This is a genomic window from Streptomyces sp. NPDC093801 (assembly GCF_040701585.1).
Classification (GTDB): domain Bacteria; phylum Actinomycetota; class Actinomycetes; order Streptomycetales; family Streptomycetaceae; genus Streptomyces.
In genome coordinates this window covers 18,229-33,226 of record NZ_JBFBDP010000037.1, presented here as the reverse complement: position 1 = coordinate 33,226, position 14,998 = coordinate 18,229, and the positions used below count along the sequence as shown (strand labels likewise).

Below are 14,998 nucleotides of genomic sequence, written 5' to 3'. Positions count from 1 at the left end.
TGCAGACTCTTCTTCTCTGGTGACGGTGGGGAGGGTGGACGGCCGGCCGGCCGGACGGGTGATCGGGGTGATCAGGGTTCGAAGCGGTAGCCCATGCCCGGTTCGGTGATCAGGTATCGGGGGTGCGAGGGGTCCGGTTCCAGCTTGCGCCGGAGCTGGGCCATGTAGACGCGCAGGTAGTTGGTGTTCTCGCTGTAGGTGGGGCCCCAGACTTCCAGCAGCAGCCGGCTCTGGGTGATCAGGTGGCCCGGGTGGGTGATGAGGATTTCCAGCAGGTGCCACTCGGTCGGGGTCAGCCGTACCGTGCGGTCGCCCCGGTACACCTTCTTCGCGACCAGGTCGACGGTGAACTCGTCGGTGGTGACGATCGCGACCTCGTCGGCCCGGGGGGAGCCGTCCGGCTCCTGTCTCCGGGCCGCCGCCCGCAGCCGGGCGAGGAGCTCGTCCATGCTGAACGGTTTCGTCACGTAGTCGTCGGCGCCGGCGTCCAGGGCCCGGATCTTGTCCTCCGAGGTGTGGCGGGCCGACAGCACCAGGATGGGCACGCGGCTCCAGCCGCGCACGCCCCTGATCACCTCGACGCCGTCCATGTCGGGCAGCCCGAGGTCGAGGACGATGACGTCCGGCTTGCGCGCGGCCGCGAGTCGCAGGGCCGAGCCGCCGTCGGGGGCCTCTTCGACCTCGAACTTGCGCGCCTGGAGATTGATCTTGAGTGCGCGGACGAGCTGGGGATCGTCCTCCACCACCAGCACCCGGGTCATGGGTACGCAGCCTTTCCTTCGTTGGGATCAGGACGGTAAGGAGCCGGCAGGGCGCGAGGATTCCGCGCCCTGCCGGCTCCCGGTCCGTGCAAGCCGGCACATCAGCTGTTGGTCAGTGCCTTGAGGGCGGTGTTGAGCTCCAGGACGTTGACGCGGGGCTCCCCCATGAAGCCGAGCGTCCGGCCCTGGGTGTGGTCCTCGACGAGCCTGCGGACCTGCTCGAGGGTCAGGCCGTTCTTCTCCGCGACGCGGCGGGCCTGGAGTTCGGCGTAGGCGGGGGAGATGTTCGGGTCGAGGCCGGAACCGGAGGAGGTGACGGCATCGGCGGGCACGTCCTGCGGCCTGACCTTGTGGCCGGCGGTGGAGTTGTCGGCGACGACGGCTTCCCTGGCGGCGACGACCTGGGCGCACAGGCTGCCTTCCGCCGAGGCCTCGGTGCACGTGCCGTCGACGGCGCCGTCGTCGGCGGAGCGGTTGGTGGCGCCGGAGAGGAGCAGCGAGTACCGGGTGTTGACGGTGTTGGCGCCCAGTCCGTTGGAGGGGCGGGGCTGGAACCACTTCAGGTCCGGCTTCGCGGCCTCCTCGGGGTCGTTCGGGTCCTTCCTGGGCAGGTCGTACCTCTGCCCGATGAGGGAGGAGCCGACGACGTCGCCGCTCTTGTCCCTGATCTCCGAGCCGTTGGCCTCGTCGTGGAAGAGGGCCTGGGCGACGCCGGTGACGGCGAGCGGGTAGAGGACCCCGCAGATCACGGTCAGGACGAGCAGGGCCCGCAGGCCCGCCCCGATCAACCGCGCCGTGTTGCCTACAGAGTTGTTCATGCGGATCAGCCGATTCCGGGGATGAGGGAGATGAGGAGGTCGATGAGCTTGATGCCGATGAACGGGGCGATCAGACCGCCCACCCCGTACAGCCCCAGATTGCGGCGGAGCATCCTGTCGGCGCTGGTCGGCTTGTACTGGACGCCCTTGAGGGCGAGCGGGACGAGCGCGATGATGATCAGCGCGTTGAAGATGACGGCGGAGAGGATCGCGGACTCGGGGGAGGCCAGGCCCATGATGTTGAGCTTGTCCAGGCCCGGGTAGACCACCGCGAACATGGCCGGGATGATCGCGAAGTACTTCGCCACGTCGTTGGCGATGGAGAACGTCGTCAGGGCGCCCCGGGTGATCAGGAGCTGCTTGCCGATCTCGACGATCTCGATGAGCTTGGTCGGGTTGGAGTCGAGGTCCACCATGTTCCCGGCCTCCTTGGCGGCCGAGGTGCCGGTGTTCATCGCGACGCCGACGTCCGCCTGGGCGAGGGCCGGGGCGTCGTTCGTACCGTCTCCGGTCATCGCGACGAGCTTGCCGCCGGCCTGCTCCCGCTTGATGAGGGCCATCTTGTCCTCGGGCGTGGCCTCGGCGAGGAAGTCGTCGACGCCGGCCTCCTCGGCGATCGCCCTGGCGGTCAGCGGGTTGTCACCGGTGATCATGACGGTCTTGATGCCCATGCGGCGCAACTCGTCGAACCGCTCGCGCATCCCCTCCTTGACCACGTCCTTGAGGTGGATGACACCCAGGACGCGGGCGCCCTTCGCGTCGTTGACGGCGACGAGGAGCGGGGTGCCGCCGGCCTCGGAGATGCGGTTGGCGAGGAGGTCGGCGTCGTCGGAGACCCGGCCGCCCTGCTCCTTGACCCAGGTGATCACGGAGCCGGCAGCGCCCTTGCGGGTCTGCTTCCCGTCCACGTCCACACCCGACATGCGGGTCTGGGCAGTGAAGGCGATCCACTCGGCGTGCTCCAGCTCGCCCTGGTGGCGCTCGCGGAGCCCGTACTTCTCCTTGGCCAGGACGACGATCGAGCGGCCCTCGGGGGTCTCGTCCGCGAGGGAGGACAGCTGGGCGGCGTCGGCGAGTTCGGCCTCCGTGGTGCCCTGGACGGGGACGAACTCGGCGGCCTGGCGGTTGCCGAGGGTGATGGTGCCGGTCTTGTCGAGCAGCAGCGTCGAGACGTCGCCGGCGGCCTCGACGGCGCGGCCGGACATGGCCAGGACGTTGCGCTGGACCAGGCGGTCCATGCCGGCGATGCCGATGGCGGACAGCAGGGCGCCGATCGTGGTCGGGATGAGGCAGACCAGCAGGGCGGTCAGCACGATCATCGACTGTTCGGCCCCGGCGTAGACGGCGAAGGGCTGGAGGGTGACGACGGCCAGCAGGAAGACGATGGTGAGGGACGCCAGGAGGATGTTCAGCGCGATCTCGTTCGGCGTCTTCTGCCGGGCGGCGCCCTCGACCAGGGCGATCATGCGGTCGATGAAGGTCTCGCCGGGCTTCGTCGTGATCCTGACGACGATCCGGTCCGACAGGACCTTCGTGCCGCCGGTGACCGCGCTGCGGTCGCCGCCGGACTCGCGGATCACCGGGGCTGACTCGCCCGTGATCGCGGATTCGTCCACCGAGGCCACCCCCTCGACGACGTCACCGTCGCCCGGGATGATGTCGCCGGCCTCGCAGACCACCAGGTCGCCGATCTTCAGCCCGGTACCCGGGACCTGCTCCTCGCCCGTGCCGTCCTTGGCCAGGCGGCGGGCGACGGAGTCGGTCTTGGCCTTGCGCAGGGTGTCGGCCTGCGCCTTGCCGCGGCCCTCGGCGACGGCCTCGGCGAGGTTGGCGAAGATGGTGGTCAGCCACAGCCAGGCGGTGATCGCCCAGCCGAACCAGTCCGTCGGGTCCATGACGGCCAGCACGGTCGTGACGACCGACCCGACGAGGACCACGAACATGACCGGAGACTTGATCATGACTCGGGGGTCGAGCTTCTTCACCGCGTCGGGGAAGGACTTCAGCAGCTGCCTGGGGTCGAACAGGCCCCCGCCGACACGGCCGGCAGGCGGCTTGTGGCCGGTGGGCAGGTCCTCGTGCGGAGCACGGGTCTCAGTGGCGGTGCTCATGATGCGAGCCCTTCGGCGAGCGGCCCCAGCGCGAGGGCGGGGAAGTAGGTCAGTCCGGTGACGATGAGGATCGTGCCGACGAGGAGGCCGGTGTAGAGCGGCTTGTCGGTACGGAGGGTGCCCGCGGTCTCGGGGACGGGCTTCTGCTCGGCGAGCGAGCCGGCCAGTGCGAGGACGAACACCATGGGCAGGAAGCGGCCGAGCAGCATGGCGATGCCGATGGTCGAGTTGAACCACTGGGTGTCGGCGTTCAGGCCGGCGAAGGCGGAGCCGTTGTTGTTGGCGCCCGAGGTGTAGGCGTACAGCACCTCGGAGAAGCCGTGCGCGCCCGAGTTGAGCATCGAGTGCGGCGGGGTCGGCAGCGCCATCGCCGCGGCGGTGAAGCCGAGGACCAGGGCCGGGGTGACGAGGATGTAGCAGGCCGCGAACTTGATCTCGCGGGTGCCGATCTTCTTGCCGAGGTACTCGGGGGTGCGGCCGACCATCAGGCCGGCGATGAACACCGCGATGATCGCCATGACGAGCATGCCGTACAGGCCGGAACCGACACCGCCGGGGGCGATCTCACCCAGCTGCATGCCCAGGAGCTGGATCCCGCCGCCCAGGCCGGTGAAGGAGGAGTGGAAGGAGTTGACCGCGCCCGTGGAGGTCAGGGTCGTGGCGACCGAGAAGATCGCGGACGCGCCGACGCCGAAGCGGGTCTCCTTGCCCTCCATCGCGCCGCCCGCGACCTCGAACGCCGGGCCGTGGTGCGCGAACTCGGTCCACATCATCAGGGCGGTGAAGCCGAGCCAGATCGTCGCCATCGTGGCGAGGATCGCGTAACCCTGGCGCAGGCTCCCGACCATGCGGCCGAAGGTGCGGGTGAGCGCGAACGGGATGACCAGGATCAGGAAGATCTCGAAGAGGTTGGAGAACGGGGTGGGGTTCTCGAAGGGATGGGCGGAGTTGGCGTTGAAGTAGCCGCCGCCGTTCGTTCCGAGTTCCTTGATGACCTCCTGGGAGGCGACGGCCCCGCCGTTCCACTGCTGCGTGCCGCCCGTGAACTGGCCGACCTCGTGGATCCCGGCGAAGTTCTGGATCGCGCCGCAGGCGACGAGCACGAGCGCGCCGACGACCGCGATGGGCAGCAGGATGCGGACGGTGCCGCGGACCAGGTCGGCCCAGAAGTTGCCGAGTTCACCGGTGCGCGAGCGCGCGAAGCCCCGTACGAGGGCCACGGCGACGGCCATGCCGACGGCGGCGGAGACGAAGTTCTGCACCGCCAGGCCGCCCGTCTGGACGACGTGGCCCATGGCCTGCTCACCGGCGTACGACTGCCAGTTCGTGTTGGCCACGAACGAGGCGGCGGTGTTGAACGCCTGGTCCGGGTCGATCGCGGCGAAGCCGAGCGACCCGGGCAGGACGCCCTGGGCGCGCTGGAGGGCGTAGAGGAACAGGACGCTGACCGCGGAGAAGGCGAGGACGCCGCGCAGGTACGCGGGCCAGCGCATCTCGGCGTTCGGGTCGGCGCCGATCGCCTTGTAGATCCACTTCTCCGGCTTGTAGTGCCTCCCGGAGGAGTAGACCCTGGCCATGTGGTCGCCCAGGGGGCGGTAGGCCAGCGCGAGCGCGGCCGTCAGCGCGAGGAGCTGGAGCACACCAGCGAGAACGGGACTCATCGGTGGCTAGAACCTCTCCGGGTACAGGAGGGCGAGGACGAGGTATCCGAGCAGGGAGACGGCCACGGCGAGGCCGACGATGTTTTCGACGGTCACAGCTTGGTCACCCCCCGGGCGATGAGGGCCACCAGCGCGAAGACCGCGACCGTGGTGACGACGAAGGCCAGATCGGCCACCGTGAGCTCCTGGATGAAGAGGGAGGAAATGAATCGGCCAGATGGCCGATGACGAGATAACCGTGTCTTCATCCCGGCGTTAAGACGCCTTGACGGGCTTCATACGGGGCCACGGGATCTCTTAACGCCACCCTGACGGGAAGCACCGGGGAAGACCGGTCAGACCTGGTGGGAGAGGCCGGCCGAGTCCAGCGCGGAACCGGCCTGTGCGGCCAGCGCGACGGCCACCAGACGGTCCGCTTCCGGAGGCAGCGGGCCGGGGAGGGGATCCAGCAGGAAGCGGCCGTAGTAGTGTCCGCCGCCGACGACCCGCAGCTCGGTCTCGCCCTGCGGCCAGTCGGCGTAGTCCGTCACCCGGTCCGGACGGCGCAGCCACACGCCGCCGTCGTGCTCCAGACGCGGCGGACCGCCCATCAGGGTCCCGTACTCGAAGCGGCAGCCGCGCAGCCCCAGCAGCCCGACCAGTTCCCGGCGCACGTACGCGACCACCGCCTCCGGCGAGCGGCCGTCCTCGGCCAGCCGGGCGGTTCCCAGGAGGCTCGTCATATGGGCCGCGTCGCTGGTCACGGTGCTCTGGAGCCGGCGGGCGCGTACCGCCGACTGCGAGACGACCATGCCGACGACGAGCAGCAGGACCGCCGTCCCGGCGTCCTCGCGGTCAGTGATCGCGAACCGTTGGTAGGGCTCGGTCAGGAAGAAGTCGAACCAGACGGCCGCCGACAGCGCGGCGACCGCTCCGGCGGCCCGCGTGCCGACGGTGGCCACCGCGACCACCGCGACGACGAGGACCAGGGCCGCGTTCGTCGCCGAGAGGTCCGTGCGGAAGGGCACGAGCGCGAAGGCCACGAGGAAGGGGGCCACGAGCGCCGCGAGCAGGGCGGCGGCGTCGTGGAGTCGGCAGCCGGACATGTGGGGCCTCCTGTCCGGACACGAGTCCGAACCTCCTCCGTCTCCGGAGGCGGACGGGACGTGCCCCGTCACGGTCAACCCTGCCCCCTGCCGACGGCGCGGCCACCCGCCCCCGCGAGGTCTTGACGCACCTCATACGGCTTTCCCGCGCCGGCGTCAAAGGCGCGTGAAGAGCGGCGCGGCGGCCGTATGGACCACGTCAAGAACACTGGTGATCCGGCCATGGCGCTCGGACGCTGTCCTCACTTTGGTCCGACGGAGGAACAGCGAGAGATGTCCATGGACATGGGAAAGCCGGGTACGGCAGGACGGGCCCCGGGCACGGCGGAGCCGCCCGATGCCGGCGTACGGACACCGGCATCGGGCGACCGCCACCGGCTGACCGCCCTCCAGGGGCTGGCCGCACTGTCCCTGGACGCGATGGCGTCCGTGGCGTACGGGCCGGAGTCGATCGTGCTGGTCCTGGCCGCGGCCGGGGCCTACGGCATGGGCTTCACCCTTCCCGTCACCCTGGCGATCGCCGCGCTGCTGGCGGTGCTGGTGGCCTCGTACCGGCAGGTGATCGCCGCGTTCCCGGACGGCGGCGGCTCGTACGCGGTCGCCCGCCGCCATCTGGGCCGGCGCACGAGCCTGGTCGCGGCGGCCTCGCTGATCCTGGACTACGTCCTGAACGTCGCCGTGTCCGTCACCGCCGGTGTGGCCGCCCTGACTTCGGCGTTCCCCGGGCTGTACGGCGAGCGGGTGTGGATCTGCCTGGGCGTCCTGGGCCTGGTCACCGCGGTGAACCTGCGCGGCGTCGTGGAATCCGCGAAGGCGTTCCTCGTGCCCACCGCGGTCTTCGTCGGGTCGATCCTCGCGATGGTCGCCGTCGGGCTCTTCCGTGACGGCCCCGTCAGCACCGCGTCCGCCGCCGGGCACGCCTCGGCCCTCGGCGAGGGCGCGACCACCGTGGGAGCGCTGCTGCTGCTGAAGGCCTTCGCCGCCGGCTGTTCGGCCCTGACCGGCGTCGAGGCGGTCGCCAACGCCGTGCCGTCCTTCCGGGCCCCCGCCGCGCGACGGGCCCAGCGCACCGAGGTCGCGCTCGGCGCCCTCTTGGGCGTGATGCTGATCGGCCTGTCGGTCCTCATCGGGCGCTTCCACCTCCAGCCCGTCGAGGGCGTGACCGTCCTCGCGCAGCTCGCGGACGCCTCCTTCGGGCACGACGCCGCCTTCTACGTCGTCCAGTTCGCCACCATGGTGCTGCTCGCGCTCGCCGCGAACACCTCCTTCGGAGGGCTGCCCGTGCTGATGAGCCTGCTCGCCCGCGACAACCACCTGCCCCACGTCTTCGCCCTCAAGGCCGACCGCCAGGTCCACCGCCACGGCGTGATCTGGCTGGCCCTCGTCTCCGCCCTCCTCCTCGTCCTCTCCGGCGGCGACACCAACACCCTCGTCCCGCTCTTCGCCATCGGCGTCTTCGTCGGCTTCACCCTCTGCCAGGTCGGCATGGTCCGGCACTGGTTCGCGGAACGGCCGCGCGGCTGGCGGGCGAAGGCGGCGCTCAACGGCTTCGGTGCCCTCCTGACCGGGATGTCGGCCGTCGTGGTCACCGCCACCAAGTTCACCGAAGGCGCCTGGCTGATCGTCGTCGCGCTGCCGCTGCTCGTCCTCGGCTTCGAGAAGATCCACCGGGCGTACACCGAGATCGGCGAACGCCTGGAGCTCGGGCGGATCCCGCAGGCACCCCGGCGGTCCCGCTCCCTGGTCGTCGTCCCCGTGTCCGGTCTGTCCCGCCTGACCAGCCAGGCCCTCACGGCCGCCCGCTCGCTCGGCGACGACGTCCTCGCCGTGACCGTCACCCACCCGTCCCCCGAGGACCGTGAGGCGGCCGAAGCCCTGCGACGCGACTGGGAGTTGTGGAAGCCGGGCGTCGAACTGGTCGAGCTCCCCTCGGAGACCCGCTCGCTCGGACGGCCCCTGTCGGCGTACGTGCGGAAGCTGGCGCAGACGCACCGGGACGCGCAGGTGACCGTCCTGATCCCGGAGACCGAGCCCGCCCGCCTGTGGCAGCGGCTGCTCCAGAACCAGCGCGGATCCGTCGTCGCCCACGCCGTCCGCCGCGACACCGACGCCGTGATCTGCCGGCTCCGCTTCCGCGTCACGGCCGACCCGCGTTGACGCACCTCTGACGGCGGTTTGACGCGTCCCGTGCGGCCGCCGTCAAAGAGGCGCCAATTCCGGCGCCGGCAGGGGCGGAACGGGAGGAACGGGCACTAGTTTCCTGCCTGTCGCGCCGCCGGGGACCTCGACATCACTCACATGACGGCCGAGGGGGTCCATGGAGGGGGTCCCCGGCGACGACACCCCTCCCGCGCCCTGGCCGCGAGCTGCCCGGGGCCGCCACCTCCGAACCCGTCCAGAAGGTCGCTCCATGCCCCCTGCCGCCGCGCAGCACGTTCCTCCGGGTCCCGGGACCCCTCCGCCGACCCCGGTCAGCCGGCCCTCCCGGAGACGGTCCGGCCGGGTGAAGGTGGTGGACCCCGAGCTCCTCGCCTCCTCCGCACGCGAGGCCGTCGGCAAGCTCCACCCCCGCGAACTGGTCAGGAAACCGGTGCTGTTCGTCGTCGCCGTCGGATCCGTGCTGACCACTCTCTCGGCGCTCGTCCACCCCTCCGTCTTCACCTGGGTGATCAGCGTCTGGCTCTGGCTGACGGTCCTGTTCGCCAACCTGGCCGAGGCCGTGGCCGAAGGCCGGGGCCGCGCCCAGGCCGAGTCGCTGCGCAAGGCGCGTACGGACACGGTCGCGGTGCGGCTGAACCACTGGACGTACGGGGCGAACCTGAAACGGGCCGAGACGGAGGTGGTCACGCCGGCCGAGCTCCAGCCCTTCGACTTCGTGCTCGTCGAGGCCGGCGAGCCGGTCCCGGCCGACGGCGACGTCGTCGACGGGGCCGCGATGGTCGACGAGTCGGCCGTCACCGGCGAATCGGCGCCCGTCCTGCGGGAGGCGGGCGGCGACCGCTCCGGCGTCACCGGCGGTACGACCGTGCTGTCCGACTCGATCGTCGTGCGGGTCACCTCGCGGCCCGGACACAGCTTCATCGACCGGATGATCGCGCTGGTCGAAGGCGCCACCCGGCAGAAGACCCCCAACGAGATCGCACTGAACATCCTGCTGGCCGCCCTGACCGTCATCTTCGTCCTCGTGGTCGTCTCCATCCAGCCGATGGCCGACCACGCGCACGCCGCCCAGTCCACGACCGTCCTGGTCGCCCTCCTCGTCACCCTCATCCCCACCACGATCGGCGCTCTCCTGTCGGCGATCGGCATCGCCGGCATGGACCGGCTCGTCCGGCGCAACGTCATCGCCATGAGCGGACGCGCGGTGGAGGCGGCCGGAGACGTGAACACCCTGCTGCTCGACAAGACCGGCACCATCACCCTCGGCAACCGCGAGGCCGTGGCCTTCCTCCCCCTGCCCGGTGTGGACCACCTCGAGCTGGCCGACGCCGCACAGCTGTCCTCGCTCGCCGACGAGACGCCCGAGGGCCGCTCCGTCGTGGCACTCGCCCGGCAGTACGGACTGCGGCCGGCCACCGCGGCGGACCTCGGCCATCCGCGGTTCACCGAGTTCAGCGCCCGGACCCGGATGAGCGGCGTCAGCCTGAGCCGGGCGGGCGGCGCCGACTGCGCCATCCGCAAGGGCGCGACGGTCCAGGTCTGCGACTGGGTGACGATGCGCGGCGGGACCGTACCGCCGGAGGCGGTGGCCCGGGCGGCGACGGTCTCGCAGTCCGGGGGCACGCCCCTGCTGGTGGCGGTCCACGACGGGGACGGGCCGCGGGTGCTCGGGGTCATCCACCTCAAGGACGTGGTCAAGGAGGGGATCCGGCAGCGGTTCGAGGAGCTGCGCCGGATGGGGATCCGTACGGTCATGGTGACCGGCGACAACCGGCTGACGGCCCGGGCCGTCGCCGCCGAGGCCGGCGTCGACGAGTACCTGGCGGAAGCCACGCCCGAGGACAAGATGGCCCTGATCAGGCGGGAGCAGGCCGGCGGCAAGCTCGTCGCGATGACCGGAGACGGTACGAACGACGCCCCGGCCCTCGCCCAGGCGGACGTCGGCGTGGCCATGAACACGGGCACCTCGGCCGCCAAGGAGGCCGGGAACATGGTCGACCTGGACTCCAACCCGACCAAGCTCATCGACATCGTCGAGATCGGCAAGCAGCTCCTGATCACCCGCGGAGCCCTGACCACCTTCTCCATCACCAACGACGTCGCGAAGTACTTCGCGATCATCCCCGCGATGTTCGCCACGGCCTACCCGGGCCTCGAAGGCCTCAACGTCATGGGCCTGAGCAGCCCCCGGTCGGCGATCACCTCGGCGATCATCTTCAACGCGCTGATCATCGTCGCCCTGATCCCGCTCGCCCTGCGCGGCGTCCGCTACAAGCCCGCCTCCGCCCACGACCTGCTGCGCCGCAACCTGCGCGTCTACGGCCTGGGCGGGCTCGTCCTGCCGTTCGTCGGGATCAAGCTCATCGACCTGCTGGTCTCGCTCCTGCCCGGCATGGGCTGAGTCCGGGCCGCCCCAGACCCCCGGCCCGGCAGCGCCGCGGATTCCCCCCGGTGGGAGGCGTTCCCTAGGCCACCGGAAGGAAGGGCGTTAAGAGCGCGTCAGGATTCCGTCAGACGAGGCTATAGACGTATTGGCTGCGTTCTCGCTGCGTACGCTGGCCCAGCCGTCGACTCCGATGGCTGAATCCACACCGTACGACAGGAGCGCCCGACCATGGCCACCCCTGCCCGCTCCTCGCGCCTGCGCGCGTGGATGCTGGAAGGCTTGACCGCCCAGACCAGTTCCCCCGCCGCCAAGGAGGCGGCGGCCCAGCCGCACGGCCGGCCGTGGTGGCGGGTCATGTGCCTGACGGGACTGGACTACTTCTCCACCCTCGGCTACCAGCCCGGCATCGCCTTCCTCGCAGCCGGTCTGCTGTCGCCGCTGGCGACCATCGTCCTCGTGCTGCTGACCCTCTTCGGCGCCCTGCCCGTCTACCGGCGGGTGGCCGAGGAGAGCCCGCACGGCGAGGGCTCCATCGCCATGCTGGAGAAACTGCTCTCCTTCTGGAAGGGCAAGCTGTTCGTCCTGACCCTGCTGGGGTTCGCGGCGACGGACTTCCTGATCACCATCACCCTGTCGGCCGCCGACGCGACCGCGCACATGGTGGAGAACCCGCACCTCACCAGCACCCTGCACGGGCACGAGGTACTGATCACCCTGATCCTGATCGCGCTGCTCGGCGGTGTCTTCCTCAAGGGGTTCAGCGAGGCCATCGGCGTCGCCGTGGTCCTCGTGGCCACCTACCTGGGCCTGAACGTCATCGTGGTGGCGGTCGGGCTGTGGAACGTGTTCGCGGAGCCGCAGGTCATCACCGACTGGACGACCGCGCTGACCGCCGAGCACGGCAACCCCTTCATGATGATCGCCATCGCGCTCGTCGTGTTCCCGAAACTCGCCCTCGGCCTGTCCGGCTTCGAGACCGGCGTGGCGGTCATGCCGCACGTCCACGGAGACCCGACGGACACCGAGGAGAACCCCGCCGGGCGGATCCGCGGTGCCAAGAAGCTGCTGACCACGGCGGCCGTGATCATGAGCATCTTCCTGATCTGCTCCAGCCTCATCACCACCCTGCTGATCCCGGCCGCCCAGTTCGAACCGGGCGGAGAAGCCAACGGACGCGCCCTGGCCTACCTGGCCCACGAGTACCTGGGCTCCGCCTTCGGCACGGTCTACGACGTCTCGACGATCTGCATCCTGTGGTTCGCGGGCGCCTCCGCCATGGCCGGCCTGCTCAACCTGATGCCGCGCTACCTGCCCCGCTACGGCATGGCCCCGCACTGGGCCCGGGCCCTGCGCCCGATGGTCATCGTCTTCACGCTGATCGCCTTCCTGGTGACCTGGATCTTCAACGCCGACGTGGACGCCCAGGGCGGCGCCTACGCCACGGGCGTCCTGGTCCTGATCACCTCGGCGGCCGTCGCCGTGACCATCGCCGCCCGCCGCGCCGGGGAGCGCGGCTGGACCATCGGCTTCGGCATCATCTCGGCCGTCTTCATCTACACCACCGCGATCAACGTCGCCGAGCGCCCCGACGGCGTGAAGATCGGTGCCTGCTTCATCGGCGGCATCATGGCGCTCTCGCTCCTTTCGCGACTCGCCCGCGTCTTCGAGCTGCGCGTCACGCACATCGAGTTCGACGACATGGCGGAACGGTTCATCCGCGACACCGCCAACCGGACGATCCGGTTCATCGCCAACGAGCCGGACAGCCGGGACCTCGAGGAGTACCGGCAGAAGAAGGCGCAGATCCGCGCGGACAACGACATCCCCGCCGAGGACGACGTCATGTTCGTCGAGGTCACCGTCCTGGACGCCTCCGAATTCGAGTCCGGCATGCGCGTGCGCGGCGAAGTCCTCCACGACCGCTACCGCGTCCTGACCCTGGAGAGCTCCAGCATCCCCAACGCCCTCGCCGCCCTGCTGCTCCACGTCCGCGACGAGACCGGGCAACGGCCCCACATCTACTTCGAGTGGACCGAGGGCAACCCGATGGCCAACTTCTTCCGGTTCTTCCTCTTCGGCCAGGGCGAGGTCGCCCCGGTCACCCGCGAGGTCATCCGCGAGGCCGAACCCGACCGCTCCCGCCGCCCGCACGTACACGCCGGCTGACGGGCGGCGCACCCCGGCCGACAGGAATCCCGCCGGCCCGCCGCCAAGGCGGCGGGCCGGCGGGCCCTCGCTGTGGGGGAGGGGTGTCACGACCAGAGGGTCGCCCGTGTGCTCCAGGAAGCCGCCGATGGTGCCGGGCCTGCTGGGGTCCACGTCTCCTGTACGGCGTCCTCGGCCTCTCTGTACGGGCCCGGCATCCGGTAGCAGTACCCGGTCAGCTCACCCCTGAGCTCCTCGAGCTCCTCCACCACCGCGCCGGCCACCGGGCCAACCCCCATGCCGCACCGCACCCCTTCAAGACGGAAAATCGCACGTCGAGCACCGACGGACTGACACCGGGCACGCGTTTTCGCACACCTGCGGTGGGCAGGCGCGCAGGTATGGATCAGTCGCGGACACCCGTACTGGATGCGCTGGCCGCCTACCACGAGACCGGCCAGACGCCGTTCACCCCGCCGGGACACAAACAGGGAAGGGGAGCGGATCCCCGGGTGCGCGCCGTGCTCGGTGACGCCGTGTTCCACTCGGACATCCTGGCCACGAGCGGCCTGGACGACCGCACCTCCTCCCGGGGGATCGTCGAGGAGGCACAGGCGCTCATGGCCGAGGCCGTCGGTGCCGACCACGCCTTCTTCTCCACCTGCGGCAGCTCGCTGTCCGTGAAGTCCGCGATGCTTTCGGTCGCCGGACCGCACGAGGAGCTGGTGGTCGGACGGGACGCGCACAAGGCGGTGGTCTCGGGGCTGGTCCTGTCCGGCATCCGCCCCGTCTGGGTCGACCCGCAGTGGGACGCCCGACGACACCTCGCCCACCCGCCGTCCCCCGAGGCGTTCGAGGAAGCACTGGCCGAGCACCCCGACGCACGCGGCGCGCTCGTCACCACCCCCACCCCCTACGGCACCTGCTCGGACCTGGCGGCCATCGCCGAGGTCTGCCACCGGCGCGGGGTCCCGCTGATCGTCGACGAGGCGTGGGGCGCCCACCTGCCCTTCCATCCCGACCTGCCGACCTGGGCCATGGACGCGGGCGCCGACGTATGTGTCACCTCGGTGCACAAGATGGGCTCCGCACTCGAACAGAGCTCGGTCTTCCACCTCCAGGGCGACCTGGTGGCCCCCGAAGTACTCAGAGGCCGTGAAGACCTCCTCGGCACCACCAGCCCCTCCGTCCTCGTGTACGCAGCCCTCGACGGCTGGCGCCGTCAGATGGTCGAGCACGGCAAAACCCTCTACGACGACGCGCTCGCCCTCACCGGACGGGTCCGCGACCGGATCTCCCGCACCGACGGCATGCACGTCCACGACCGCACCGACTTCTGCGGCCCCGGCAAGGCCTCCGACCTCGACCCCCTCCAGATCATCATCGACATCAGCGCCACGCAGGTCACCGGATACCGCGCCGCCGACTGGCTGCGCACCCGCCACCGCGTCAACCTCCACGTCTGCGACCACCGGCGCATCAGCGCCCAGTTCACGCACGCCGACGACGACCACACCGCCGGCATCCTGCTCACGGCCCTGACCGACTTCGCCGCCCACGCGCCCGAACTGCGCACCGGGCAGCCCGTGCACGTCCCCTCGCCCCACGAACTCCGCCTGGAGCAGGTGGCGCTGCCCCGCGACGCGTTCTTCGGCCGCACCGAACAGGTCCCGTGGGAACGGGCTGACGGGCGCATCGCCGCCGAGATGCTCACCCCCTATCCGCCCGGCATCCCCGCCGCGCTGCCCGGTGAACGGCTGACCGCAGAGGTCCTGCGCTACCTGCGCACCGGTGTCGAGGCCGGCATGGTCGTGCCCGATGCCGTCGACACGGACGTCAACAGCGTCAGGGTCCTGCGCGAGCGGCCCTGA

Annotated in this window: 11 protein-coding genes and 1 pseudogene; 4 read left to right on the top strand and 8 right to left on the bottom strand. The window is 70.6% G+C overall.

Annotated elements, in window-relative coordinates; genetic code table 11:
• Window positions 1-71: 71 nt before the first annotated feature.
• The 7 genes from AB0469_RS33425 to AB0469_RS33395 form a co-directional block, all read right to left on the bottom strand.
• A complete protein-coding gene (locus AB0469_RS33425; protein WP_366455224.1) occupies window positions 72-761 on the bottom strand; it encodes a response regulator in 690 nt (229 codons plus the stop codon).
• A 101-nt stretch (window positions 762-862) separates the two neighbouring features.
• Window positions 863-1,579, bottom strand: a complete 717-nt coding sequence (locus AB0469_RS33420) for a potassium-transporting ATPase subunit C (RefSeq protein WP_366455223.1) — start codon at window positions 1,577-1,579, stop codon at window positions 863-865.
• 5 nt (window positions 1,580-1,584) lie between these two features.
• A complete protein-coding gene (gene kdpB / locus AB0469_RS33415; RefSeq protein ID WP_366455221.1) occupies window positions 1,585-3,690 on the bottom strand; it encodes a potassium-transporting ATPase subunit KdpB in 2,106 nt (701 codons plus the stop codon).
• Entirely contained in the window at window positions 3,687-5,351 is a 1,665-nt protein-coding gene (gene kdpA / locus AB0469_RS33410) for a potassium-transporting ATPase subunit KdpA (protein WP_366455220.1), read from the bottom strand. Before kdpA ends, kdpB (AB0469_RS33415) begins: the two co-directional genes overlap by 4 nt.
• A 6-nt stretch (window positions 5,352-5,357) precedes the next feature.
• Entirely contained in the window at window positions 5,358-5,447 is a 90-nt protein-coding gene (kdpF, locus tag AB0469_RS33405) for a K(+)-transporting ATPase subunit F (protein ID WP_366455219.1), read from the bottom strand.
• Window positions 5,444-5,599 carry a hypothetical protein gene (locus AB0469_RS33400; protein WP_008734570.1) on the bottom strand — a complete coding sequence of 52 codons (156 nt, stop codon included), beginning with the start codon at window positions 5,597-5,599 and terminating at the stop codon, window positions 5,444-5,446. Before AB0469_RS33400 ends, kdpF begins: the two co-directional genes overlap by 4 nt.
• 87 nt (window positions 5,600-5,686) lie before the next feature.
• Window positions 5,687-6,436: a DUF4118 domain-containing protein gene (locus tag AB0469_RS33395; RefSeq protein WP_366455218.1), complete on the bottom strand. Its 750-nt coding sequence runs from the start codon at window positions 6,434-6,436 to the stop codon at window positions 5,687-5,689.
• A 273-nt stretch (window positions 6,437-6,709) separates the two neighbouring features.
• On the opposite strand from AB0469_RS33395, the gene AB0469_RS33390 reads away from it, so the two are divergent.
• From AB0469_RS33390 to AB0469_RS33380, 3 genes are all read left to right on the top strand, one after another.
• Complete coding sequence (locus tag AB0469_RS33390) at window positions 6,710-8,593, top strand: APC family permease (protein WP_366455217.1); 1,884 nt, start codon at window positions 6,710-6,712, stop codon at window positions 8,591-8,593.
• A 253-nt stretch (window positions 8,594-8,846) separates the two neighbouring features.
• Window positions 8,847-10,997 (top strand): potassium-transporting ATPase subunit KdpB, encoded by a 2,151-nt coding sequence (gene kdpB / locus AB0469_RS33385; RefSeq protein WP_366455216.1) that lies wholly within the window; start codon window positions 8,847-8,849, stop codon window positions 10,995-10,997.
• Between the two features lie 213 nt (window positions 10,998-11,210).
• Window positions 11,211-13,148 carry an amino acid transporter gene (locus tag AB0469_RS33380; protein WP_366455215.1) on the top strand — a complete coding sequence of 646 codons (1,938 nt, stop codon included), beginning with the start codon at window positions 11,211-11,213 and terminating at the stop codon, window positions 13,146-13,148.
• 152 nt (window positions 13,149-13,300) lie between these two features.
• Here AB0469_RS33380 and AB0469_RS33375 read toward each other — a convergent pair.
• Window positions 13,301-13,426: pseudogene (locus AB0469_RS33375) on the bottom strand (RNA polymerase subunit sigma-70); the annotation flags it as partial.
• Between the two features lie 102 nt (window positions 13,427-13,528).
• On the opposite strand from AB0469_RS33375, the gene AB0469_RS33370 reads away from it, so the two are divergent.
• Entirely contained in the window at window positions 13,529-14,998 is a 1,470-nt protein-coding gene (locus AB0469_RS33370) for a DegT/DnrJ/EryC1/StrS family aminotransferase (RefSeq protein ID WP_366455214.1), read from the top strand.